This window comes from Spiroplasma sabaudiense Ar-1343 (genome assembly GCF_000565215.1).
GTDB lineage: Bacteria > Bacillota_I > Bacilli_A > Mycoplasmatales > Mycoplasmataceae > Spiroplasma_B > Spiroplasma_B sabaudiense.
This window is the reverse complement of the sequence record NZ_CP006934.1, coordinates 182,015-207,906: the sequence shown is the minus strand read 5'-3', so window position 1 is coordinate 207,906 and position 25,892 is coordinate 182,015. Positions and strand designations below refer to the sequence as shown.

The window sequence follows — 25,892 nt, the reverse complement described above, 5'->3', positions numbered from 1 at the left end:
TATTATATTTAGATTTAAATACAATACTTTTTCTGATGTAAATCAATGATTTTAAATTTTATAAAATCACTATTTATTTACCTGATTTTTTGATAATTTCTTCTGCAATTGATTTTGGTGCTTCATTATAGTGGCTAAATTGCATTGTATAGTTACCACGTCCTTGAGTAAATGAACGCAACTCAGTTGCATAACCAAACATTTCACTTAATGGAACTTTTGATTTAACTGTTTGAGCATTTCCTCTTTGTTCACTACCCTCGATTAATCCACGTTTTGATGAAATGTTACCCATTACATCTCCGTAATATTCATCTGGAATAGTTACTTCAACAGACATAATTGGTTCTAATAGAACTGGTTGCATACGTTTGGCACCCTCTTTTAGAGCCAATGAAGCAGCGATTTTATATGCCATTTCATTTGAATCGACATCATGGTATGAACCATCAACGATTGTTGCTTTAACATCAATCATTGGATATCCAGCAACTACCCCGTTTTGTAGGGCGTTTTCTAGACCAGATTTGGCAGCGTTGATGTATTCTTTTGAGATTTTTCCCCCAACAATTTTATCAACTCATTCAAATCCTTTATCATGATTTGGTTCAAATTCAATCACAACGTGACCGTATTGTCCACGACCACCAGATTGTTTAACATATTTACCTTCAGCTTTAGTTGCAGCTTTAATTGTTTCACGATATGAAACTTGCGGAGCCCCAACATTAGTTTCAACTTTGAATTCACGACGCATACGGTCAACAATGATGTCAAGGTGTAGTTCACCCATTCCAGCAATAATAGTTTGTCCAGTTTCTTCGTCTGTAAAAGTTCTAAAAGTTGGATCTTCTTCTGAAAGTTTGTTTAAAGCAATCCCCATTTTTTCTTGGTCTGCTTTAGTTTTTGGTTCTAAAGCCAGGTTAATAACTGGCTCTGGGAAAACCATTGACTCTAAAATAATTTCATGTTTTTCATCAGTTAGAGTGTCCCCAGTAGTAGTATCTTTTAGTCCAACCGCTGCGGCAATATCCCCAGCGTAAACTTCTTCGATTTCTTCACGGTCATTGGCGTGCATTTTTAATAAACGACCAACTCGTTCTTTTTTATCTTTTGTTGCGTTTAATACATAACTTCCTTTGTGTAGCACTCCTGAGTAAACTCTAAAGAATGTTAGTTTTCCCACAAATGGATCTGTCATAATTTTGAAAGCTAGCGCTGAAAACGGTTCTTTGTCGTCAGCTTTTCGCTCTGCTTCTTGACCATTTGGTAAAATTCCTTTAATTGCTGGAACATCCAATGGTGATGGCAAGTAGTCAGTTACAGCATCTAATAAAAGTTTAACCCCTTTATTTTTGAAGGCTGAACCAGCTAATACTGGGAAGAATTCAGCTGATAGAACCCCTTTACGAATTGCTTGTTTAATTTCAGCAACTGTTAGTTCTTTTCCATCAAGGAATTTTTCCATTAAAGCTTCATCGTATTCAACAGCAGATTCAATTAATTTATTACGTAAATCTGCAGCTTGATCTTTTAAATCTGCTGGAATTTCGATTTCTTGAGCAATTTCTTCAGCTTTTCCATCAAAATGGTAGGCTTTCATTTCTACTAAATCAATAATTCCATCAAAAGCATCTTCAGCTCCGATTGGTAATTGAATTGGGGCAGCTTTTGCTCCAAGGCGATCACCAATTGATTTTACTGAATAAATAAAATCAGCACCGGTTTTGTCCATTTTATTAACAAATACGATTCTTGGTACTTGATAAGTTGTTGCTTGTCTTCAAACAGTTTCAGTTTGAGGTTCAACCCCACTTTGACCATCCAAAACAGCAACAGCACCATCTAACACACGAAGTGAACGTTCAACTTCAACTGTGAAGTCAACGTGACCAGGAGTATCAATGATATTAAAACGCAAGTCTCTTCAAAAAGCAGTTGTTGCCGCTGAAGTAATTGTAATCCCACGCTCTTGTTCTTGGGCCATTCAGTCCATTTGTGAAGCCCCTTCATGAGTTTCACCAATTTTATGAATTTTACCAGTATGGAATAAAATACGTTCTGTGGTAGTGGTTTTTCCCGCATCAATGTGGGCCATAATACCAAAGTTACGTGTTTTTTCTAGACTAAATTGTCTTGGCATTTAAGTTTCTCCTTTTTATTTTTAAAATAATTATTAACTATTATCAACGATAATGAGCGAATGCTTTGTTGGCTTCAGCCATTTTGTGAGTGTCTTCACGTTTTTTAACCGATCCCCCAGTTGCATTTGAGGCATCAATTATTTCATTTGCTAAACGGTCAACCATTTCTTTTTCATTTCTTAAACGAGAATAGTTTACCAATCAACGCAATGCTAATGTTACACGACGCTCATTACTTACTTCAACTGGAACTTGATAGTTTGCTCCCCCGATTCGACGAACTTTTAATTCTAAATGCGGTTGAATGTTTTCAATTGCTTTATTAAAAACTTCAATTGGATTTTTATCAGTTTTTGTTTTGATTTTATCAAAAGCTCCATATAAAATTCCTTGAGCTGTTCCACGTTTACCATCTAACATAATTTTGTTAACAGCACGTGTTACTAGTTTTGAATTATAAACTGGATCTGGAAGTACGTCTCTTTTTTCAGCTTGGTGTTTTCTCATATTTTAACCCCTTTCTATATTATCTTGTTTGATTGTTATTTTTTTTCTTTTGGACGTTTAGTTCCATAAAGTGAACGCGATTGCATTCTTCCGTTAACTCCAGTTGTATCTAGAGTACCACGAACAATATGATAACGAACTCCGGGTAAGTCTTTTACCCTTCCCCCACGAATTAAAACAACACTATGTTCTTGTAAGTTGTGTCCTTCTCCTGGAATATAAGCTGTTACTTCCATTCCGTTTGTTAAACGAACCCTTGCGTATTTACGTAACGCCGAGTTAGGTTTTTTAGGTGTCATTGTAGCAACACGAGTACAAACTCCTCTTTTTTGAGGTGAAGAAACTTTAGTTACTTTTTTCAATAATGTATTAACTCCTCGGTTTAAAGCAGGCGCTTTTGTTTTTCAAGTTTTAGCTTTACGAGGTTTTCTAACTAATTGGTTAATTGTTGGCATATTCAGCCTCCTTTCCACAATACCGTGTGTATCGAAGTTACACTAATATATATTACATTTATATTCTAAATTTTGCAATTGAATTGGGGAAAATATTGGCAATTTCATACAAAAAAACCGCAAATTAATGCGGTTTTAAATTGTGCTAAAAGCATCTAATTCAGGAACTAATCGCTTAAACATTTTACTATCAATGATTTTGTTGTTTAATGGGGTTTGCAATAAAATTTTGTAAATGATTCCTAATAAAAAATAAGCGTCGGTACAGTACATAAACATTTCAATTCGAACCGGACTTCATCCGTCCTCTGGTAGCTCTGAAATAGTTTTATAAATTGTATTGTAATTTTGTAAATAATTGGCAATGTTATCCAATAGTGTTTTAAAGGCTTTTTCACCGTCAAGTTCTAGGGTTTTATTTATTAATTCCAATAATTTCAAATAAACACCATTAGGTTCATTAAACATTTCTAATTTGTTGTATGTATCTCTTAGTTGACTCAAATTGGCCCCAAGCATGTGAACTGCTGTCAGAGCAACAATATCCATTGCTGAAGAATTTCTTATGACATCAGTTTCAAATTTTTGTTCTGTTAAATTTGCGTCAATTGATTTTATATTAATTAATGAGTTTCTAATTAAGTAAAAGTGATGATTTAAAAAAATCGCAAAATTTTCTTTTCCCACAATACAACTAATATTTGAAAAATTCTGTTCTAATGTAATAGTATAATTCTCTAAAGTTTGTTTATCGCGAATAGTTTTATTATCCTTAAAAAATCCTAATACTTCTTCGGGTAAAATAAAAAACTTTTTATAGCTCTTAACAAAATTCTTGTAAGCTCCGTTAACATCTTCTAAAATGTCTTCAACGTAATTAACCGCTATAAATCCCTCTTTGGCCATAAAAATTCCTCAATCTATTCTATAAATTTTTTTAACTTTTATAATTTTACTATATTTTGAGGTTTTTTTCTATCCTTGAGGTTTTTTTAACTATCTTTAACATTAAAAGACCGATTAAACACGGATAATCTAACTTATCCTGATTTTCAATTGACATAACCCGATAAATACCATATACTTAATAAGTTGTAGCATAACTTGATGGCTTTTCTCTTGGTTGGATTAATTTTCAAGTTCTAAAGTATTTAACAACTTTAAAGTTGTTAAGCATAAACTTTTTCTTACTCCAACTTAAAGAAAGGAAATCATTAAAAAAATGAATTTTAACGAAATAAACTTAAAGCCTGAGCTTCAAAAAGCTTTGGCTCGCCATAATTTAACAGTGGCAACGGAAATTCAAGAAAAAACAATTCCGTTGGCTCTTGAAAATAGAGATATTATTGGAAAGTCTCAAACAGGGACAGGGAAAACAGCAGCTTTCTTACTTCCAATTTTAGAAAGATTAGTACCAAATGTGAACTTTGTTCAAGCAATTATAGTAACCCCAACCAGAGAACTTGCTTTGCAAGTTCTGGACAAGGTTCGTGATTTATCAATGTACCTTGAAGGAATATCTTCTGCAGGTGTAACAGGGGGAGCTAATATTGCTCGCCAGATCCAGTCACTAAAACGTGCAAACATCGTTGTTGGAACTCCAGGACGAATTACAGACCTTTTAAACCGTAAGGCATTAAAACTAAACCAAGTTAGAACAGTCGTTTTAGACGAAGCTGATGAAATGCTAAAAATGGGATTCAAACAAGATATAAACAATCTTTTTGCTAGTATTCCCGAAGAACACCAAACATTATTGTTTTCAGCAACAATGAATAAACAAGTAAATGAAATTGCTAATAAATATCTAAAAAACCCAATTGAAGTATCAGTTGAGCGTGGAGCACTTAGTGGAGCAAATATTAAACAATACTTTATTGATACAAAAACCCACAATAAAGAAGATGCTCTATTAGCAATTTATTCAAATATTAAACCCGAATTGAGCATTGTTTTTGCCAATACTAAATCACAAACTGAAGAAATTAGCAGTTTGTTATATAAAAACGGGGTTCGCAGTTTTGTTATCAATGGTGACAAACGTCAAAGTGAACGTAACCGTGCTTTAAAAGCTTTTAAAACATCAGCTACTAAAGTTTTAGTTGCAACAGACGTTGCAGCTCGAGGAATTGATGTTCCAGGAATCGATTATGTAATTAACTACGACTTGCCCCATGATCACGAATACTACATTCACCGAATTGGAAGAACAGCTCGTGCAGGATCAAGTGGTAATTCAATTTCACTTGTTGGAAACCGTAATAACTTCTTTCATTTAAAAGATTTAGAAAAATACCAAAACAAAGAAATCGAACAAATGGATGTAACCAGCTGAGAACTACCAATTATTGAACGTAGATCTGGTGGTGGAAATTCTGGTGGCTTTAGAAGAGGTTCTGATAACCGCTCTGGGGGAGGAAGAAACTTTTCTGACAACCGCGGTTCTTCTGGGGGAAGTTCAAGAAACTTTAAACCAAGTTCAGATCGACCATTTACAAAAAGCAACGATTTTGGAGGTGGTGGTTCATTTGAAAACAATGGCCCTTCAAAAGACCGTCGCAAACGCGATTTTAACACTAGCAAACCAAAACGTTCAGGTTATGCTGGTGGCAAAAGTAAAACAAAATCAAACTGAAGTTAAGATAAAAAAATAACGCAATAAAATATTGCAAATAAAATCCTCTTAGTGCACATAGTTGTCAAAAACAATTATGGGAACTGAAGGGATTTTTTTTATGTCAAATTTAAGAAGTAAGTAATCTAATATCTTAACTTTTGTTCAAAAAAATCAACCCTTAGGAAAATGAAAACATTTCTCAATAAAGGTTGGTTTGGATATTTTATTAATGTAGATTTTTTGTAATTTAGTGATAGTTATATACTTTTGTATTTGTTGGCTATATGGATCATAATTCAGCTTTGGAAACGTTATTTAATGGTTTTATTTTTATGAGAAGCCGTCCTATCACTTTCAATTGAATTTGTTGTTAAGTTAAATATTAAATGAAATTGTCATGTTACAACCATAATATAATTTGTCAAGTAAAAATAAAATCACAAAAAGATTGCAAATTTCTGGTTTGTTAATATAATCTTACTCATAAGTAACTTTATAAGCAAAGGAGCATATTCAAGTGAAGAACAAGGCAATTCCAGGCATTATTTTGTCTTTGGAAATAGGTATACTTATAATTATTGCTACAATAATTTTTACAAATTCAATAGCTGAAGATCAAAAATTACTAGCCTACAGTATTCTCGGGGTTGAGTTTGCCGTAATTTGTTGTCTAATTATTTTATACTTTCTTAGAAATTTTTTATCCTATTGTCCAAAATGAATTGACAGATTTTATAATATTTTTTTTATTAATGTCGGAACTTTTTATATCAGCAAATCTTATTTTTTGATTGGGATATTTGTTTTTGGAGGAATTATAATTTTGATAACAAATTTAATTTCTTTAAACATGACCTTAATGCTAATTTCTAATTTAAAAATAAATTTATGAAACCCTCTTGTCTTCATTGGTTTAATAAATTTAATTGTATTAGTAGCTTATCTAATAGCTGTTATTTCAATTTTAATATTGCTCAAATTTTCAAAAGATTTTTATCGATGGGCTAGATATTTCTGCTTATTACTACCTCTTTTAGGATGAGCATATTTTTTCACATTTCAAAAAGCAAAACGCAACGAGGGATTTTTTGATTAAATTGGTTTTAGTTTTTAAGGAAAAGATACTACTCAAAACTGTTTAACATTATCATCAAGTAAAAATAATTTTAAAAAAACAATGCAGTAAAATGCATTGTTTTTTTATTTAAAAATTTTAAAATAGATTTTTTGAATAATTTAGTATTCGTGCTATTCGCTTTTCAATAATTGGAATCTTTTTTTGCGGGTATAAACCCAGCTTGATTTTCATTTCAAAAATCTGCACTAAAAAAGCCAGCTGCTGGCGCTTATTGTAGACACCTGCAACATGTCGCTCCATAAATCCAGCGATACTACGTTTTCCCTTTGAAATATCCATATATTTAATTTTAGTTTTTGTATTAGTTTTGTTTTGAGAAAACAGCACTGTTCGTGTAAATCATTGGTCTTTTGCAAATCACTCAACCATAATTTCTTGATTTTCAATTAAACTTTTAATTTTAAAAATTGTACGGTTATTACTTTTACTTGTTTGATAAAAACCATTTAGTTGTAATTCTTCAGGTTTTAAATTGGGATGTAAATCATGGGCAGCTTTTTCTAAATAAGCTTGGTAAACTTTTTCAATTGGTGCGGCAATTGATTTTTTGCAAATAATTTTTTTAACGCGAGCGCGTTCTTCAATAACTGATTGATAAACCTTTTCTGTTATTTTAGCTTCGTTTTCAGCAAACTCAGCTTCATATTTTGTAATTAATTCTGGATCTAAAATCCTGACACTTTTCAATTCTTTTTTCATAACTATTTATAATAAAGATCTCAAGATGAAACAATTGCTTCTAAATCTTGTTTTAGTTTTGCTTCATTAATGCTTAAATCTTTTCCCTTCGACTCAATTACTTGCTTGTATCAAGCATAACTTAATTTTGGTCGACGTTCCTTGATGGGAGAATTAAAATCAACACTAACTAAACCATAATCTTTTCGATATCCCCCACTTGGAGAAAAGATATCACAATAAGTTCACAGCGAGTAACCAATAAAGTTAACTCCCGCTTCTTTGGCTTTTAAAACCTCACAAATGTGACTTTGTAAAAATTCAACACGTTTTTTATCTCAAATTAGTTCTTGTGATTTATCATCAAAATCACCCATTCCATTTTCAATAATCATAAATGGCAGGTCACCATAATCGTTTTTCAATTCCAAAGCTCCTGAAACCAATTTTGATGCATCAATAATTCAATTTCAGTCAGTATATTTAACCCCAGCTTTGGGATATAACTGTTTGAACTCTTTGACAAAAAATTCCTCAGTTGGTTTTTGTAGTTCAATGGTTTTTTCATCAAAATTATAAGCACTAATATAACATGGGCGATAGTAATTTCAACCAATAAAGTCCATTGGATTAGCTTTTAAGAATTTTAAATCCTGGTCGCTAATTTCAAAGGCAATCTTTTCGGCTTTAATTCAGTCCAAGAAAACTTGTGGGTAGGTTCCTTTTAAATTTGGATCTAAGTATAAGTTTTTAAATCATTGGTTATAAACTTCACAAGCCTTTAAATCATCTTTATTGTCTTGGCGAAGTGGGATTGGAGGGTTTCAATCGTGATCTATTCCCAAAATAGCATCTTGTGATAAATATCCCAATTTTTTAGCTTTCAAGAATTCTTCTTTGGTAACAGCGGCTGTCATATTTAAATGATGTAGCGCTTTAACAAAAGCGGTTTTATCTTTTCTGGCTGGGGGCATGTAATCTGATAAGTAACCACTTAAAGCAAATGTTGAATTTTCATCATTTACAAATCAAATGTCTGTGTATTTTCCCAAGTATTTGAAACAAGCTTGAACATAACTTCTAAACCATTCAACAATTTCAGGATTTTCAAAACCACCTTGAATTTGCGCTCACATTGGAGTATCTCAATGATATAAAATCGGAATTGGTTGAACCCCGTTTTCAACCATGGTTTTAAACATATCATCGTGTCATTTAATTCCCTCAGGATTAATTTCAGTCGCATTTTTTGGGAAAATACGAGTTCAATCCATATTATAAACTAAGCCTTGAAGTCCTAATTTATTCATAATGCGGGCATCGGTTTTATACTTATGGTAAAAGTCTGCTGCCACATCAATTGAATTAATCTCCCTTCCAGCAACTCCAGTTGGAGGAATAACAAAGTTTCGTTTTGTAAACTCATCTCAAATTGAATCACTACGGCCCCCAAGGTTACGACCCCCTTCAATTTGAAAAGCATTTGTTGATGCACTAAATATAAAATTTCTATTTTTCATGTTTCCTCATTTCTAATTGGATTAATTACCAATTTCTTATATAATAATATAGAAATAGGTGATTTTATGGAAATTTATGCAATTTTTGGAGCAATTTTTTTTATCTTTCCCTTTCTTTTTTGAATGGTCATAAGATTCTTAGAAAAAATGCAACAACAATTTAAATTTTGACATAAACCAGCAATTATTAGTTGTTTTGCAATTTGCTTTGCAGCTTTTATTATCTTAATTACTTTAGGAATCGTTTTAACCTAATCATAAAGGCTAAAATAATTAGTTTTAACAGCATACGTTTTGAGAATGAAAAAACAACCGTTCAAGAAGCCAATTTATTATTGGCTTTCTTTTAGGTTGTTTTAAAATTATTTTAAGCAATTTTATTGATAGCCTATGATTTTTCAGTGTTAATTAAGTTTTTTTCTTTACGCTTAGGTATCATATTTGAAAAATTTAGTCAATTCGTACTCAACATAAAGTTACTTCATTTACCTGTTATTCTAACTAAGAACACTAGCATCACATATAAATAAGTGATTCAGTTGAACTTTAATAGCAATAAAACCGTAAATGGGGTTGAGTAGTCTAAGGTCGTTGAAAAACAAATAATCAATAAGATATTTGAAAAGTCAAAGGGATTAATGCTTTTAAATAAGCTCACAAGCCCTTCATTGACAATAATATCTTTAACCTCCCCATTGCTAATTTCAAAGGGGTAATCACTTTCCTTATAATCTTCTCCAAAGAAAAATAATTGATCTAAAATAATTCAAAATGATGAAGTCGCCAAAGCATACTTGGGATTGGTTTTAGGTTTTGGGGTTGAACTAAAAGCTTGAAAATTTTTATTTAGTAAATCACTTAACCCCAATAGAAGAAACCCAAGCATTAATAGGTAAATAACATCAAGCAAAACTTTTAAAACCATCATTATTGGTTTAAAAGTTTCAGCATCAAAAAAGATTTCATCATTGAAAAACAAAATATTTAAATAATTTTGTGATGATACTTGCTTTGCAAAACCTAAACTATACCCCAATGTCACTTGGACCACAATTATTGCTAAAGTGATTCACTGTCACTGCAATTGAAAACTTACCATAATTAAAATGATTAAAAGTGGTAATAAATTTAAAATCTGAGAAGTTTTTGAAAAGTCATAGTAATCAATATAAATCCCTTTGTCAGCAAAGGGGAAAAACCCAAATAATAAGCAACCAATTATTAGCGCTAAAATTAAAAGTCGTAATTTTGCATTAAAAATTTTATTGTTGTTGTCAGTGAAAAATTCTCGTGATTGTTTAACGCTAAAAGTTAAGTGTGTTGTCCCAATAACTGCGGCAATTATCAGCAATGAACTTTCAAAAGTATTGACAAGTAGCGGATTGATAAAAATCAAAATAAATAAAACTGCTGACAGTTTGTATTCTAAAATTGTTGCAAACAATCACACTAAAATGACAACAACAATTACTGCTTGGGGAGTTGGTAAAATATCTGTCACTATAACTCAAAATGAATATATCGTCATAAAGTTAAGCATTAAAGTTCCACAAATAATAACCCCAATTAATTCAGCCAACTTTTTGTGAAATTCTTTTGTTGGTTTTAACTTTCAAATGTCATCTTCACAATAGGCAAAATATTTCATCCCAAATTTGTATAAATAAACTGTTAATAAAATTGTCGCTAGAAAAACCATATAAATGAATAACGGTTTTTGCAATAACAGCAAGCAAGCAAAATTAATTCCAAGCAAAATTAAAATGCTTGGAATTATTAAATATAAATAAGTTTTTTTATTAATGTGCATAACCTAACAGTTTGTTTGCTAACATATCTAACTCATAGTCATTGCTGTAAGTATGTTCCACATAACTATCTCCTTGTTTTTCAGTATACAAGTAAATATTAACGGTTTTACTAGTGACAACAGTTTGACCATTCATTTCCCCAGTTAAAGCATTATAAGCATCATGATGGTTTAAGAAATAAACAAATTCATCACGAATAACTGTGCGATAAGTAACATAAACTCCATCACTTATAATATTTTCAAAACTAACGGGACGATTGTTTCAGCTTTTGATTTCATCTTTGTGGACGTATTTTGCTTGCAGGTCAACTTTTTGTTGAAGTTTTCGAATTGCTTCATCTTCGTTATTTCCTGAAACTTCATAATTTCCATAAACATCGTAAGCAAAATATTTTTTACTTAAAATACTTCTTTCAATTTGAAATAACTTTTCTTGTGCTTCGGCTTGAGTTGGTGCTAAAGCCAGGCCATCAATTGATGAGTAATTTTTTTCACCAGTAAAAGTATACATTAAACGAATGTCTTGTTTTCCAGCTAAATACATATAGTTTTCTAAATCTTCAGCTGTTGCATCAAAGTTATTATTAATGCGATACAAAGCATTTCCGTGAACATCAGTTCCCACATAGTTTTTATATAATTCTGGTTTCATTGTATTATGGTAATATTCCATTCCCTCAGAATAAGAGTATTCATAACCTTTGCGACCATTAATGTCATAAAGTTGATCTCTTTTAACTCCAAATTGATTGTATTCCCCATAAGGGATTTTGTTAAAGTTTAATAATTGGTCTTTCACAAAATATGGAAATCAAGTAACATACATATTTTGAACGTCTTGAGTTGAAATATCGTTGGCATCTTTAATTCGATAATCTAAATTTGAATTTGTCGCAATTAAGTAGTTAGAACTTTCTTCCGCTGTAAGAGAATCAAATTTTCTTGAATAAAGTCTAATTCAAGATTTATGAGTATCTGAACCTGAGAGCTTTGTAAAATCAAAATCAATATCGATTTTCTTATTTAACTTACTTTTATTTAAGTAAACTTCAAATTTATTTGCTTTGTTATTTCCCTTTTCATAGTAATAGGTTGTATATGTTACTTGGCGTCATTTTTCTTTAGTTTTTTTTGCAACTTTTTTAACAGTTCTTGTGTAATTTTTTTGGTCTAAAAAGAAGCGAGAGTTGTATTTGGTTTCTAACTTTTCAAATTGAACCTGGTTTTCGGGTTGTTCTTTTCCGTTAACTGCCATCACTAAATCTTTGTGAGCAAAAAGAGTTGTTGTGGTATCAGTATCATAATCAATATAATCTTGATAATTTAAGTCATCATCAATTCCTTGTGTCGCTGGTTTTTTTTGAGCACTAGTTCAGGTACTACGAAAGTTATTATAAACCGAAGTTTCAATTTTTTGATTGTCACCATACAAACGTTCTTTTTTAGTAAAGTTACTTGGTTTAAAATTGTAACCATCTAAAAAAGTACTTCTAAGTTCGTCTTGGTCAATGGGATTAAACAAATTATAATATCTTTGGTCAACTTGATAGTATAATGATTTTTCTAATCCTCCCGCATAAACAAAATTATCTTTTGCCTCTGTTGGTGAATCATATCATCCTTGATAGTCATAACTATATTTTTGACGAATTAATCCTTTATTTGTATAAGAATTTAAAGCTTTGCTTCTTGAGGTTAAAGCATTTCCAAAAGCATCGCGATAAACTAATTGGAAATCATCAAAATCAGTTCCATAAATTTTATCTTTATCTAAAATATTATTTTGATGATCTTTGATGATGTTACTTAAATTAGAAGATGTTAAATATTCTTGAATTAAACTATTTTCAACAATATAATCATCCATCGCTTCGCGACCATTAAAATTGTGACCATCGAAATTAAATATTTGTTCGGTTGAAACTACTTGTGATTTAGTTTTAATCAAGTTTTTCATTGACTCAACTTCATATTGACGATCTTCTTCAACTAGTTGATCGGTTAGTAAGACTGCCGATGAGGCACTTGTTGATAGGGCTAAATTAATTGATAATCATGTTTTCATCATACTAAATGGCATAATCTAGCACCTCACCTTTCTTGTTAGTTACTGTTGTATTGGCTTTTACTCAAACTAAGAAACTTTGCTCAGAATCAAAAGTTTGATCATCATATTTGATATAAATATTTGTAATTTCTTCAATTTGAAGTTCAAACTGATTTTTATTAATGACAAAAGCACAAGCATCATCATATGTTCTAAAGTAGCGTTTTTTAGTTCCATCCATTAATGAATAGAATTCGTTTTGACTACCAGCTTGTCCTTCAAGGCGGTCATAATCAATTTGTGAAAATAAATCACTTGCTAAAACTCGTTTTTTATCAATATACGTGTTTTCAATGTAAATATCTTGAATTTTTTTCATTTCTTCAAAAGTGTCATAATTACGTTTAATGCCGTGTTTATCTTTTCATTGGTACTTGCGAATAAATTGTTTTTTACTAATACGTTCTCTCATACTTGCTAGGGCATCGATTTGATTATCAAATTTATTTCCAAAGCCATCAGTGAAGTAACGTTGTTTAGAATTGGCATAGTATTTTTGAAAAATTTTGTCTATGAAAATATCCAATTGTTCTTCAGTTGTATCATAACCATTATCTTCAATAACCATTTCTTCGTTTTTATCCATAATACTAATATTAAATTTAGAAATTTCAGAATATTCCTCAGGGTTACGAATCATTAACGATTTCATGTAGTATTCAGCGTCTTCTTTTTCGCTAAAGTAACTTCCTTTAACTCGATAACCTGGTTTATCTGGATTTCCAATACCCTTATATAAAGGAATACTTCCAACATATCCTCCTGGATTTACTTTATTTACCTCTCCAAGAAGTGGTAATGAAAATCCCATATAAGTATAAAGTAATTCTTGACCTGCTCCAAAATCAAGTGACATTGTCTTCATTTTAAAGGGTGAAAATTTATTTCCCAATTCTCAAGCCACTTGTAATGTGTTAAATCCACTAGTGATTGATTTTATTGGTGAGGGCATTCCCCCATAGACATTAATTTTTCTGTCAGCAGAAATATCAACATTTCCAACATCTGATTTGTTTATTTTAATTAACTCATCGCGAGTATAAGATTTTCCATCGTCTGCAATAATTTTTTGGTCTTTTGAATAAGTTGCTTCAATCATTTTAGTATTAGCATCAATTAATTCCATGCGTTCTTTTTGCGATAAATCACCTTGTTTGCGTTTCCCTTTTTCATCATAATGATCTTCAACCATTTTATTTAATGATTCCATTGGTTCCATGATGCTATCAATTGTTTTATTAATTTTAACCATTAGGTTGTAAAATCCTGCTTGCGCAGCATCATCTTTATATTGAAAAGCTGATGGATTTAAAAACATATTGATAACATCATCAATTGAAATGCTTGGATTGTTTTCTTTAAAAAGTTCATCATAGATTTCTTTCATGTTTTCACTACCGTTGTCTACAATTTTTCGAATAGTCTTTTTACATTCATTTTCAAACTTTAGCATTCCAGCTTCGTTATCACTATTATTTCTCAATAAACTAGCATTTGCAAGTCTTCTAAAAAAGACCAAAGTTTTAGTTTGTGAATCCATGTTTGGTCCAACTTTAGTTAAGTCGTCCTCGATGTTTTTATAGTAAAGTTCTTCACTCTTAGATTCGTCTAGTTCAATTCATGCTGTATCTCTTACCATTTCAAAAAAATTACGCATTTCTTCATCATTACCATTAAACATATTATCCAAGAAAGTTCATTCGCCCTCTTTTGGTTTTTTACCATCATTAACTTTGTTTTGCATACTAACTAAAGTTCCAAAACCCACAAATGGTGATAGAAAAATATTGATAGTATCACTTTGTTTTGTGGTTCAGCCATGTTGAATTTTTTCATTAACTGCTTGGCTTTCTAACTTGGTTTCAATAAATTGACTCCCACTAAAAGCCCCCTTACCATCATTGTCAATTGTTAATCAATGAGCATTTAGGTTACCACTATGCGGGAAAATATTTTCTTGATAAACTTTATCTTGTTCTAAAAGTTCAATTTTGTCAATTTCAGCTGGTGCAAAATTACTTCATTCATAATCTTTATAACGATATTTATAAGTTGATGTGCTTTTTAATCATTTTTTGACAGTTCCTTCATCTTGACAAATTCCCGATACCAAATAACAATCACTTTCTTCGCCTTGTTCTAGTGATGCTTTTTTATTATTTTCCAAATATTGAATTAGCTCACTTTCGTTATAAAATTCAATTGGGACTCCTGATTCTTGATTTAAATTTTCAGTTAATAAAACTTCGTCATAATCAAAATAACTTTCAATTGCTTCATCTAAATCAATATATGAGTTACCGTTTTTACCTTTATGAACATCCACAAGTTTATCATTTGGTGTTTGTTTAACACTAGCAGATAATTCCCCAGAATTCGATATAACATAATTTCCAACATTTCGATAAGTAAATTCTTTGCTGATTTTGGCATCTCTTATCATGTCTTGCAATACTTGATTTTTTTCCTCTAGAGAGTAGATTTTACCTTTATATTTATAATAATAATGAGTGTCATTTTCCAAAGTCTTAATACCTTTTGTTTGTGCATAATCTAGCACTTGAGACTGGTTAGCAAAACTACGACCTTCAAAATTATAAAAGTATTGATTACCTTGGGGTATCAACATTAGACTCCCTGATAAAATTAAGGAAGCCATACTAATTGTAATTATTTTTTGTTTTAAACTATTCTTATTTTTTATTTTTTCTCGATTAATTGTTTTCATATTTTTTTCCTTTCATTAATAGTATATATTAAATAAAAGTGATAATATTATTTTATATTAAATAACTATATTATAAGAGGTGAAAAAAATGAAAAAAATATTAAGTATACTTGGTTCAATATCTTTATTAACAAGTTCAACAATTAGTGTTGTGTCTTGTCAAGAACCAGTGAAACCAGAGGAAAAACTTGAGTTTAACAAAGAAAACGTGAGTAATTTTTTTGAAGAAAATAAGGAATTCAATTACGAAGGGGATTTTATTTTTATAAGTGATCCAGAAGGAATAGATAATGCAGATTTTAATGTGTTTAATTCTACTACAGATATAATTGAATCTCTATTCTTAAAAACAGTAGTTAGGGAAATGTCAAAGACTATTGATTTAGGAACCCAGGATTTTATTTGAGTTGAATCAATATTAGGAACACCAAATTTAAAAAAATCATTAGGCACTGATAAGTACCCAAGCTATGATAAAAGTTATACTTTTATTTTTGATGAAGTTTTAATAGAAAATACTGCCACCAATGAAAGAATGGTTTTTAATGACTTTAAATTTAATTTTAGGCAAACAAATGAAATAATTAGTGACAAGGTCGAAGAAAAAGAAATTGAAAATTTATTTAATTATTGACTTGGAGGAATAAACTCAGAACCTAATGATAGATTTAACTGGGCAAAGGGTGGTAATGGGAGTTTCCATGAAGTTGCAGATACTTTGGAAAATGGTTCGTTAGATGATTCTAAAAAAGAAATTAAATCTGGTATAGAAAAACTTTCAAACAGAGAAATAATAGAAGGATATTCTGGAACTCCAATTTTTGAAAAATACCGATTTACAGTAGAAATAGAAGATGTGAAATTGTTACCCAATAAAAGTGAAAAATTGGTTTTTGCAAATATTAACGGGGTTGCAACATTTCCCAATATTAATAATGGTCAAAAAGCTAATTTTTCGGGAAATTGAGCATTTTGAAAAAAAAGAGTTAGCAAATAAATCATAATGTTAATATTAAGGATTTTCAATCACTGATGATTGAAAATTTTTTATTTTTCAGAATAGAATCTTATAAAGCGCCCTTTCTAAGCCTATATTATCCAAATTAATCTACCCTATCCATAAATCACAATTACTAATTTTAAGTTTATCAATTTTAGTATATATTAAATAAAAGTGATAACATTATTTTATATTAAATAAATATATTATAAGAGGAGAAAAAAATGAAAAAAATGTTAAGTATAGTTGGTTCAATATCTTTATTAACAAGTTCAACAATTAGTGTTGTGGCTTGTCAAGAACCAGAAAAACCAGAGGAAAAACTCGAGTTTAACGAAGAAAATGTGACAAATTTTTTTGAAGAAAATAAGGAATTCACTTACGAAGGGGATTTTATTTTTATAAGCGATCCAGAGGGGATAGATAACGCAGATTTTAATGTGTTTAATTCTACTACTGATATAATTGAGAGTCTATTTGTAAAAAAAATAGTTTGGGAAATGTCCAAGACTATTGATTTAAATACTAATGATTTTATTCAAGTTGTATCAATATTAGGAACACCAAGTTTAAAAAAATCATTAGGTAATGACAAGTATCCAAAATATGATAAGAATTACGTTTTTACTTTTGATGAAGTTTTAATAGAAAATACTGCCACCGATGAAAAAATGGTTTTTAATGACTTTAAATTTAATTTTAAGCAAACAAATGAAATAATTAGCGACAAGGTCGAAGAAAAAGAGATTGAAAATTTGTTTAGTTATTGACTTGGAGGAATAAACTCAGAGCCCAGTGAGAGATTTAACTGAGCAAAGGCTAATGATGCTAGCTTTCATGAAGTTGCAGATACTTTGGAAAATGGTTCGTTAGGTGATTCTAAAAAAGAAATTAAATCTGGTATTGAGGAGCTTTCCGATGGAGATAGAATGGGTAAGACTTCTAGAACTCCAATTTTTGAAAAATATCGATTTACTGTAGAAATAGAAGATATTAAATTATTACCCAATAAAAGTGAAAAATTGCTTTTTGCAAATATTAGCGGGGTTGCGACATTTCCCAATATTAATAATGGTCAAAAAGCTAATTTTTCAGGAAATTGGGGATTTTGAAAAAAAAGAGTTAGTCAATAAAGCAGAATGTTTACATTAAATATTTTCAATCATTTATGATTGAAAATTTTTTATTTTTCAGAATAAATAAAATAAAGAACCTTTTAAACCTAAATTCTCCAAATTAATCTACCCTATTTACGAGTCACAAATAATAATTCTAAATTTTTCATTAATAGTATATATTAAATAAAAGTGATAACATTATTTTATATTAAATAAATATTTTATAAAAGGAGAGAGAAATGAAAAAAATATTAAGTATACTCGGTTCAATATCTTTGCTTATAGCTTCAACAATTAGTGTTGTGGCTTGTCAAGAACGAGTAAAACCCGAGGAAAAACTCGAGTTTAACGAAGAAAATGTGAATAATTTTTTTGAAGAAAATAAGGAGTTCACTTATGAAGGGGATTTTATTTTTATAAGTGATCCAGAAGAAGTAGATAATGAAGATTTTGATGTAATTGTCTCAACTGCTGAAATTATTGAATACTTATTTATAAGAACCGTTATTAAAGAAATGTCTAAAACTATTAATCCTGAAAAAGATGATTTTATTCTGATTCAATCAAATTTGTGAACATCAAATTTAAAAAAATCTTTAGGTGACGATAAGTATCCAAACTATGATAAAAGTTATGTTTTTGCTTTTGATGAAGTTTTAATAGAAAATACTACCACTAATGAAAAAATGATTTTCAAGGACTTTACATTTAATTTTAGGCAAACGAATGAAATAATTAGTGATAAGGTTGGAGAAGAAGAGATTAAAAATTTGTTTAGTTATTGACTTGGGGGAATAAACTCAGAACCTGATGATAGATTTAACTGGACATTAGCTAATGATTGCAGTTTTAGTGGAATTGCGGAAACTTTGGAAAATGGTTTTTTAGATGATTCTAAAAATAAAATTAAATCTGGTATTGAAGAACTTTCAAATGGTTATAGAATGGGAGGGATTAAAACTCCGGTTTTTGAAAAATACAGATTTACTGTAGAAATAGAAGATGTCAAATTATTGCCCAATAAAAGTGAAAAATTAGTTTTTGCAAATATAAGCGGGGTTGCAACATTTCCCAATATTAATAATGGTCAAAAAGCTAATTTTTCAGGCAATTGGGGATTTGTAAAAAAGAGAGTTAGCCAGTAATAAAAATGTTAATATTAGGGATTTTCAATCATAATTGATTGAAAATTTTTTTTAGAATAAAACCTGATAAAGCACCTTTCTTAAACCCATATTATCCAAATTTGTCTACCCTATTTACGAGTCACAAATAATAATTTAGAATTTATCATTAATAGTATATATTAAATAAAAGTGATAACATTATTTTATATTAAATAAATATTTTATAAAAGGAGAGAAAAATGAAAAAGATATTAAGTATACTGGGTTCAACATCTATGCTTATAGCTTCAACAATTAGTGTTGTGGCTTGTCAAGAACTAGTAAAACCAGAGGAAAAACTAGAGTTTAACGAAGAAAATGTGAGTAATTTTTTTGAAGAAAATAAGGAATTCACTTACGAAGGTGATTTTATTTTTATAAGTGATCCAAAAGGGTTGGGTACTGAAGATTTTAATGTATTTAATTCAACTAACGATATAATTGAATGTCTATTTATAAAAAAAATAGTCTGGGAAATGTCTAAGACTATTGATTTAGGAACCAAGGATTTTATTTGAGTTGACTCAACATTAGGAACACCAAATTTAAAAAAATCATTAGGCACTGATAAGTACCCAAGCTATGATAAAAGTTATACTTTTATTTTTGATGAAGTTTTAATAGAAAATACTGCCACCAATGAAAGAATGGTTTTTTATGACTTTAAATTTAATTTTAGGCAAACAAATGAAATAATTAGTGATAAGGTTGGGGGAGAAGAGATAAAAAATTTATTTAATTTTTGGCTTGGAGGAATAAACACAGAACCTAACGATAGATTTAACTGAGCAAGGGGTAATGATGCTAGTTTCCATGAAGTTGCAGATACTTTAGAAAATGGTTCGATGGAGAATTCTAAAAAAGAAATTAAATCCGGTATTGAGAAACTTTCAAACAGAAAAATAGTAGAAGGAAATTCTAGAACTCCGGTTTTTGAAGAATATCGATTTACAGTAGAAATAGAAGATGTCAAATCATTACCAAACAAGAGTACTAAATTCGTTTTTGCAAATATTAGCGGGGTTGCAACATTTCCCAATATTAATAATGGTCAAAAAGCTAATTTTTCAGGAAATTGAGGATTTTGAAAAAAAAGAGTCAACCAATAAATCATAATGTTTACATTAAAAATTTTCAATCATTAATGATTGAAAATTTTTTATTTTTCAGAATAGAATCTTATAAAGCGCCCTTCCTAAGCCTATATTATCCAAATTAATCTGCCCTATCCATAAATCACAATTACTAATTTTAAGTTTATCAATTTTAGTATATATTAAATAAAAGTGATAACATTATTTTATATTAAATAAATATTTTATAAAAGGAGAGAAAAATGAAAAAAATATTAAGTATAGTTGGTTCAATATCTTTATTAACAAGTTCAACAATTAGTGTTGTAGCTTGTCAAGAACGAGTAAAACCCGAGGAAAAACTCGAGTTTAACAAAGAAAATGTGACAAATTTTTTTGAAGAAAATAAGGAATTCACTTATGAAGGTGATTTTATTTTTATAAGTGATCCTTGAGAAATGGATAATGAAGATTTTGATGTATTTAGTTCAACAACCAATATAATTGAATGTCTATTCGTAAAAACGATAATTAAAGAAATGTCTAAAAATATTGATTTAAATACTAATGATTTTATTCAAGTTGTATCAATATTAGGAACACCAAGTTTAAAAAAATCATTAGGCCCTGACAAGTATCCAAAATATGATAAAAATTACGTTTTTACTTTTGATGAAGTTTTAATAGAAAATACTACCACCGATGAAAAAATGGTTTTTAATGAGTTTAAATTTAATTTTAAGCAAACAAATGAAATAATTAGCGACAAGGTCGAAGAAAAAGAGATTGAAAATTTGTTTAGTTATTGACTTGGAGGAATAAACTCAGAGCCCAGTGAGAGATTTAACTGAGCAAAGGCTAATGATGCTAGCTTTCATGAAGTTGCAGATACTTTGGAAAATGGTTCGTTAGATGATTCTAAAAAAGAAATTAAATCTGGTATTGAGGAGCTTTCGAACAGTAATTGAATGGGATATGTCAGAACTCCAATTTTTGAAAAATACCGTTTTACAGTTGAAATAGAAAATGTCAAATTATTACCCAATAAAAGTGAAAAATTAGTTTTTGCAAATATTAGCGGGGTTGCAACATTTCCCAATATTAATAATGGTCAAAAAGCTAATTTTTCAGGAAATTGGGGATTTTGAAAAAAAGAGTTAGTCAATAAATCAGGACATTCACACTAAAATTTTCAATCATAGAAGATTGAAAATTTTTTATTTTTCAGAATAGAATCTTATAAAGCGCCTTTTCTAAGCCTATATTATCCAAATTAATCTACCCTATCCACAAATCACAAATATTAATTTTAAATTTTTCATTAATAGTATATATTAAATAAAAATGATATTATAAATTATGTAAATATAATAAATTTAAAGGAGAAAAAAATGAAAAAATTACTAAGTATGATCGGTTCTTTGTCACTTTTAACTACTTCAACAATTAGTGTGGTATCCTGTGGGGGTCCAATTAATCCTAGACCAGAAGAAAAACTAGAATTCAACGAAGAAAATGTAGAAAAATTTTTTACCGAAAATAAAACATTCAGCTATGAGGGAGAATTTATCTTTATTGATGAGCCAAGGGATGAAGAAATAAAAAGTAAGTTACCAACAATGGATTTTCTAAATTCTCTAATGCGAGAAACTATTATTAAAGAAATGGAAAAAACATTGGAACTGGAAACTGATTGTTTTTATGATGTAGGTCTTGAAATAAATCGAGCTGATATCAATAATAAATTTAAAAATGAAAAATATTTAGTAAGCGGAAAAAAATATGTTTTTAAATATGATAAAATATCAATTAAAAATACAAAAACTGATGTGAGGTATGTATTCGAAGATTTTGAATTTGTATTCGAACAAACAAATTCAATAAAACAAAATAACATTAGCGAAAAAAATTATGAGTTTTTTTTAAATTATTGATTAGGGGGAGTAAACTCACCTAAAAATCACAAATTTCATTGAGTAAATGGAGGTTTTGGTGAATTCTACGAAGTCTCAATTTTATTGGCAAAAAATGATTTACCTGAGGCTCGTAATGAAATCGAAAAAGGAATCAACGAAAATTCAAATCCTATTTTCATGAGTAGCTCGAGAACTCCAATATATGAAGAATACCGTTTTGATTCAAAGGTAAATGATATAAAATTGTTGCAATATGAAACAGAAGAATTATATTTTGTCGAAGTAAGCGGAGAAGCACAATTTAAAAATACAAATAAAACTAAGGCTGATTTTTCAGCAACATGAGGATTTTATAAACACGAAGAATGGTAAATTAATTATATATAAAAATTTGATTAAATTCACAAAATGAATTTAATCATCTAAAATAAAACTACAACAGCAAAAAACTAGTTTGTAGTTTTATTTTAGATGTTAATTTTCCTTTTTCATCATAATGATCTTCAACCATTTTATTTAATAATTCCATTGGTTCCATGATGCTATCAATTGTTTTATTAATTTTAACCATTAGGTTACAAAAAAACCAGCAATTTTAATTGCTGGTTTTTTTGTAAATAATTATTCCATTAATCCTGCTAAGTAAAGTTTTCTAAAACGCCCTTGGGTCGTTTTTAAATCTTCAAAGGTTCCCACCTGAGCAATCCCCTTCACTTTATCAAGGACAATGATTTGATCAACATTGCGAATTGTACTTAGTTTATGGGCAATTGTCACACTTGTCCGGTTTTTCATTAATTTTTCTAATTCTTCTTGAATTTCATGTTCAACAATATTATCTAGTGCACTTGTTGCCTCATCTAAAATTAGCAACTGGGGGTCTTTTAAAAATAGTCGTGCAATTACTAAACGTTGCTTTTGACCTCCAGAAAACATTAGTCCATGTTCTCCTAAAATTGTATGATATTTTTCTGGCAAGGTTTCAACATAATTGTGTAATTGGGCTTTTTTACAAGCTTCTTCAATTTGAGCATTGGTCACATTTTCAATTCCATAACCAACGTTATAGTAGATATCACCATATAAAATTTGAGGATCTTGTTCAACATAACCAACTTTTGAAAGGTAATCTGGTAAATCAAGTTCTTTTAAATCAATCCCATTAATTGTAATTCTTCCTGTTGTTGGGTCATAGAAACGCAATAACAACTGAGCAAAGGTTGACTTTCCAACACCAGTTTCCCCAACAAAAGCATAACTTTTATTTTTTTCAAAAGTAAAATCAATATTGGGAAGAATCTGGTTTTCTGGTTTACTTGGATAAGCAAAGCCTAGATTTTCAAATTTAATTTCATCAATTTTGGCAATTTTTATTCCTTGTGGGTCGGGAATAATTAGGGGTATTGGTTGTAAAATATCTGATAATCGCATTGCACAATTGGCTGCCTTTGTTGCTCCTCTAAAGGTCATTGTTGCATAAGCAATTGGGGCTGCTAAAGCAAAAATTGAAGTTGTAAATCCAACTATTAAATTAATTACTTTGTCAGGGTCTGAATGATAAAGTAAAAATGCTGAAATCACCATTAAACTTGATAAAATCGCTACAGCAAAACCATTAAACATTTGCAACGTGGTTTGTAATTTTATTACCCGATTTGCAGCTTTATTATAGGGCTCGTGGTTTTCAATTGAGCGTTGAGTTTCATATTCTTCGGTTCCACTTGACTTGATTAGTCGAACATTCATTAACCGATCAGTTATTTCAGTATCAATTTTTTGACGAATATCCACAGAAACTAAAATTGCTCGACGATAATATATAAAAATAATTCAAGTTGCAATAAATACTAGCATTGTATAAGAAATTGCAATTAGTGCAATTGGTATATCCATTGTTAGCATCAACGCACTTGTGGTCACATACATTGCCACTAAATAAACTGCATTCAAGATAAAATCATTTAACCCTAAACCAACTCCCTCAGTATCACCAATTACTCGCGACATGATTAAACCAAGTTGGTGATCGTAGTAATAACTTATATCTTGTTTAACTAGTCGCTCTAAACATTCTATTCTTAAATCAATTTCAATCCGTTTGGCAAACAGTGATGAGGTGTAGTTTCCAAAATACTCACAAGCAACCATAAATAAGAAAATCCCTAAAATGACCCACAGTCAAACAGTTCAGTCAACCGTGATAATATGACCAAATAAATTCTGTGACAAGTCAACAGTTCCTGGTTGGGCACTTTCCCGAGCACTTAAGAGAACTTTTTCAATCATTAGTTGCAAGAACTTAGGAATAAAAGAAAAGGCTATTGCATCCATGGCAACCGATAAGACAATGAAAGAAAATAATCATGGGCTTTTTTTAACACTAGCAAAAATTGGTTTTAAAAAACCTTTAAATTTTTGATAGGAAAAGGCTTTGTCGTTTACAAACTTTGCCATTTAAAAATCACCTTATTTTCTATAAACATTCACTTTAAATATTCTAAATGAATAACAATAAAATTACAAATATAAAAACAAATAATAAAAAATTTACAAATAAAAAAACCGTCTAAATTATTCTAACTTTTGTTAAAAAATTTAAACTGGTTATCAAAATTATTTTTCTGATTTTTTAGGCTTTTTAGGCTTTTTAGTTTTCAAAAAGACCTCTTCAACCTCAAATTTACTTTCAAAGTCCTTATTAAGTTTGGGCTCATTGAGAGTATTGGTTGACTCCAAAGTTGGAAGTCCTTGGTTAACTGGTCCTTGGGTCATTGCAATAATTTCACGAAGTTGTTCTTGAGAATTTTCTAATTTCATTTTACCAGCTAGCAATTGAACATACTCACGATTGTTAACATAGTAAACTCCTGGCATTACAATTCCTCCCCCGATTCAGTTTCCCACAATTGAAGGAAGCAAGGCACAAGCAAAGAAAACCATTGAGAAATTAAGGCCAACTCCACTTCAATCGGTAATTTCTATCATTCCTGGAGCCAGTTGCCCACCCCCAGAACTTAGATTTTGAACTGCTGGTCCTAATTCATTAAAAATTGTTAAAGTTTCAGGGTGAGATCATTTCATAAAAAGAAGACTTCAGAAGTAAAACATGTTACTTGGTCCATGACTGTAATTTGATAAAACATAATACAGAACACAGAAGAATGTTACAACAATTCCAACAAGTGGATTTTTATCAGCGTGAGTCACAACTCCAGTTCCTGAAGCTAAAATCCCACATAAAAATCCTGAAATTAGTGAGGCAAAAATTGTTTGCACTCAAATTCCCCCACCAATACCTGAGTAATTTAAATCTCCTGTTGCTGAAAACTGGGGAAAAATTTTATCTCCAACTGTAAAAAGGTTTTGGTTTGCTATTTCCAATAGTCGTGTGGTAAACTGGTTGTCTTTATAAGCTCCTGTTCCCACAAAAATGACTCCTAAAATTAACGAACCAATGAAGTTACCAAATAAAACCGCTGCCATTCCCTTGAAAAGAATACGCTTTTTTGTTACCCCAAGCATTGTTGGCAGAGTTGCAAAACAGTGTCTTGTAAATAGGGTCCCTCCTAAAAAAGTCATTAAAATAACTCCTCCAGGAATAATCATTCCCATAATCATTGTTCTGATTCACAGACGACTTGCTTGGGCTTCAGTATCACCAACTGCTTTGGTGGCATAAATTCCTGCAACAACTGCAATTGAGAATAATAAACCTCCCAAAATTCCTAATAGAAATTGTAGTCCAAAAGTATAACGAATTTTAGTAACAACTTCACGAAATCCCCCAAGAACTCCATCTGTGGCAAAACCGTGAGAAACATCAAGCGAAGAGTAATCAACATTTTGATAAGCAGCGATTTGTTTTTCGTATTTAGCTTTTAACTTTGCTAATTTTTTATTATCTGGCATTTT

General features: G+C 30.1%; 21 protein-coding genes. 9 read left to right on the top strand and 12 right to left on the bottom strand.

The features are described from left to right. Positions 1 to 73 precede the first annotated feature (73 nt). The 4 genes from fusA to SSABA_RS00935 form a co-directional block, all read right to left on the bottom strand. A complete protein-coding gene (gene fusA, locus SSABA_RS00950) occupies positions 74 to 2,143 on the bottom strand; it encodes an elongation factor G (RefSeq protein WP_025250725.1) in 2,070 nt (689 codons plus the stop codon). Between the two features lie 40 nt (positions 2,144 to 2,183). Further along, positions 2,184 to 2,651, bottom strand: coding sequence for a 30S ribosomal protein S7 (gene rpsG / locus SSABA_RS00945; protein WP_025250724.1), 468 nt, complete (start codon positions 2,649 to 2,651; stop codon positions 2,184 to 2,186). A gap of 35 nt (positions 2,652 to 2,686) precedes the next feature. Next, positions 2,687 to 3,106, bottom strand: a complete 420-nt coding sequence (rpsL, locus tag SSABA_RS00940; protein ID WP_025250723.1) for a 30S ribosomal protein S12 — start codon at positions 3,104 to 3,106, stop codon at positions 2,687 to 2,689. Positions 3,107 to 3,241: 135 nt separating this feature from the next. Beyond that, complete coding sequence (locus SSABA_RS00935) at positions 3,242 to 4,012, bottom strand: hypothetical protein (protein WP_025250722.1); 771 nt, start codon at positions 4,010 to 4,012, stop codon at positions 3,242 to 3,244. Positions 4,013 to 4,328: 316 nt separating this feature from the next. Between SSABA_RS00935 and SSABA_RS00930 the strand changes: the two genes are divergently transcribed. Beyond that, positions 4,329 to 5,747 carry a DEAD/DEAH box helicase gene (locus SSABA_RS00930; RefSeq protein WP_051464674.1) on the top strand — a complete coding sequence of 473 codons (1,419 nt, stop codon included), beginning with the start codon at positions 4,329 to 4,331 and terminating at the stop codon, positions 5,745 to 5,747. 493 nt (positions 5,748 to 6,240) lie between these two features. Further along, the gene (locus SSABA_RS00925; protein WP_025250720.1) at positions 6,241 to 6,819 is read left to right on the top strand and encodes a hypothetical protein; all 579 of its coding nucleotides are present in this window, start codon (positions 6,241 to 6,243) and stop codon (positions 6,817 to 6,819) included. A gap of 117 nt (positions 6,820 to 6,936) precedes the next feature. Here SSABA_RS00925 and SSABA_RS00920 read toward each other — a convergent pair whose 3' ends face one another. Continuing rightward, positions 6,937 to 7,560: a hypothetical protein gene (locus SSABA_RS00920; RefSeq protein WP_025250719.1), complete on the bottom strand. Its 624-nt coding sequence runs from the start codon at positions 7,558 to 7,560 to the stop codon at positions 6,937 to 6,939. Positions 7,561 to 7,562: 2 nt separating this feature from the next. Continuing rightward, positions 7,563 to 9,059, bottom strand: coding sequence for a glycoside hydrolase family 1 protein (locus SSABA_RS00915; RefSeq protein ID WP_025250718.1), 1,497 nt, complete (start codon positions 9,057 to 9,059; stop codon positions 7,563 to 7,565). A gap of 66 nt (positions 9,060 to 9,125) precedes the next feature. Between SSABA_RS00915 and SSABA_RS00910 the strand changes: the two genes are divergently transcribed. Beyond that, complete coding sequence (locus tag SSABA_RS00910) at positions 9,126 to 9,314, top strand: hypothetical protein (RefSeq protein ID WP_025250717.1); 189 nt, start codon at positions 9,126 to 9,128, stop codon at positions 9,312 to 9,314. A gap of 133 nt (positions 9,315 to 9,447) precedes the next feature. Here the strand turns inward: SSABA_RS00910 and SSABA_RS00905 are convergent, their stop codons facing one another. The 3 genes from SSABA_RS00905 to SSABA_RS00895 are packed head-to-tail and all read right to left on the bottom strand — an operon-like array spanning position 9,448 to position 15,707. Further along, the gene (locus tag SSABA_RS00905) at positions 9,448 to 10,869 is read right to left on the bottom strand and encodes a hypothetical protein (RefSeq protein WP_025250716.1); all 1,422 of its coding nucleotides are present in this window, start codon (positions 10,867 to 10,869) and stop codon (positions 9,448 to 9,450) included. Beyond that, on the bottom strand, positions 10,859 to 12,952 hold the full coding sequence (locus tag SSABA_RS00900; RefSeq protein ID WP_025250715.1) for a hypothetical protein: 2,094 nt from the start codon (positions 12,950 to 12,952) through the stop codon (positions 10,859 to 10,861). The genes SSABA_RS00905 and SSABA_RS00900 overlap by 11 nt, the downstream gene beginning before the upstream one ends. Beyond that, positions 12,942 to 15,707 (bottom strand): hypothetical protein, encoded by a 2,766-nt coding sequence (locus SSABA_RS00895; RefSeq protein WP_025250714.1) that lies wholly within the window; start codon positions 15,705 to 15,707, stop codon positions 12,942 to 12,944. Before SSABA_RS00895 ends, SSABA_RS00900 begins: the two co-directional genes overlap by 11 nt. Before the next feature lie 88 nt (positions 15,708 to 15,795). Between SSABA_RS00895 and SSABA_RS00890 the strand changes: the two genes are divergently transcribed. The 6 genes from SSABA_RS00890 (at position 15,796) to SSABA_RS00865 (ending at position 22,352) form a co-directional block, all read left to right on the top strand. Then, the gene (locus SSABA_RS00890; RefSeq protein WP_025250713.1) at positions 15,796 to 16,704 is read left to right on the top strand and encodes a lipoprotein; all 909 of its coding nucleotides are present in this window, start codon (positions 15,796 to 15,798) and stop codon (positions 16,702 to 16,704) included. A gap of 227 nt (positions 16,705 to 16,931) precedes the next feature. After that, positions 16,932 to 17,840 carry a lipoprotein gene (locus SSABA_RS00885; RefSeq protein WP_025250712.1) on the top strand — a complete coding sequence of 303 codons (909 nt, stop codon included), beginning with the start codon at positions 16,932 to 16,934 and terminating at the stop codon, positions 17,838 to 17,840. A gap of 224 nt (positions 17,841 to 18,064) precedes the next feature. Next, positions 18,065 to 18,970, top strand: a complete 906-nt coding sequence (locus SSABA_RS00880; RefSeq protein WP_025250711.1) for a lipoprotein — start codon at positions 18,065 to 18,067, stop codon at positions 18,968 to 18,970. 221 nt (positions 18,971 to 19,191) lie between these two features. Continuing rightward, a complete protein-coding gene (locus tag SSABA_RS00875; protein WP_025250710.1) occupies positions 19,192 to 20,100 on the top strand; it encodes a lipoprotein in 909 nt (302 codons plus the stop codon). 227 nt (positions 20,101 to 20,327) lie between these two features. Continuing rightward, a complete protein-coding gene (locus SSABA_RS00870) occupies positions 20,328 to 21,251 on the top strand; it encodes a lipoprotein (protein ID WP_025250709.1) in 924 nt (307 codons plus the stop codon). Between the two features lie 204 nt (positions 21,252 to 21,455). Beyond that, complete coding sequence (locus tag SSABA_RS00865; protein WP_025250708.1) at positions 21,456 to 22,352, top strand: lipoprotein; 897 nt, start codon at positions 21,456 to 21,458, stop codon at positions 22,350 to 22,352. Positions 22,353 to 22,413: 61 nt separating this feature from the next. Here SSABA_RS00865 and SSABA_RS05145 read toward each other — a convergent pair whose 3' ends face one another. The 3 genes from SSABA_RS05145 to SSABA_RS00855 form a co-directional block, all read right to left on the bottom strand. Next, a complete protein-coding gene (locus tag SSABA_RS05145) occupies positions 22,414 to 22,551 on the bottom strand; it encodes a hypothetical protein (RefSeq protein WP_158500001.1) in 138 nt (45 codons plus the stop codon). 50 nt (positions 22,552 to 22,601) lie between these two features. Next, positions 22,602 to 24,434: an ABC transporter ATP-binding protein gene (locus SSABA_RS00860; RefSeq protein WP_025250707.1), complete on the bottom strand. Its 1,833-nt coding sequence runs from the start codon at positions 24,432 to 24,434 to the stop codon at positions 22,602 to 22,604. Positions 24,435 to 24,593: 159 nt separating this feature from the next. Beyond that, positions 24,594 to 25,889 carry a formate/nitrite transporter family protein gene (locus SSABA_RS00855; protein WP_025250706.1) on the bottom strand — a complete coding sequence of 432 codons (1,296 nt, stop codon included), beginning with the start codon at positions 25,887 to 25,889 and terminating at the stop codon, positions 24,594 to 24,596. Positions 25,890 to 25,892 lie beyond the last annotated feature (3 nt).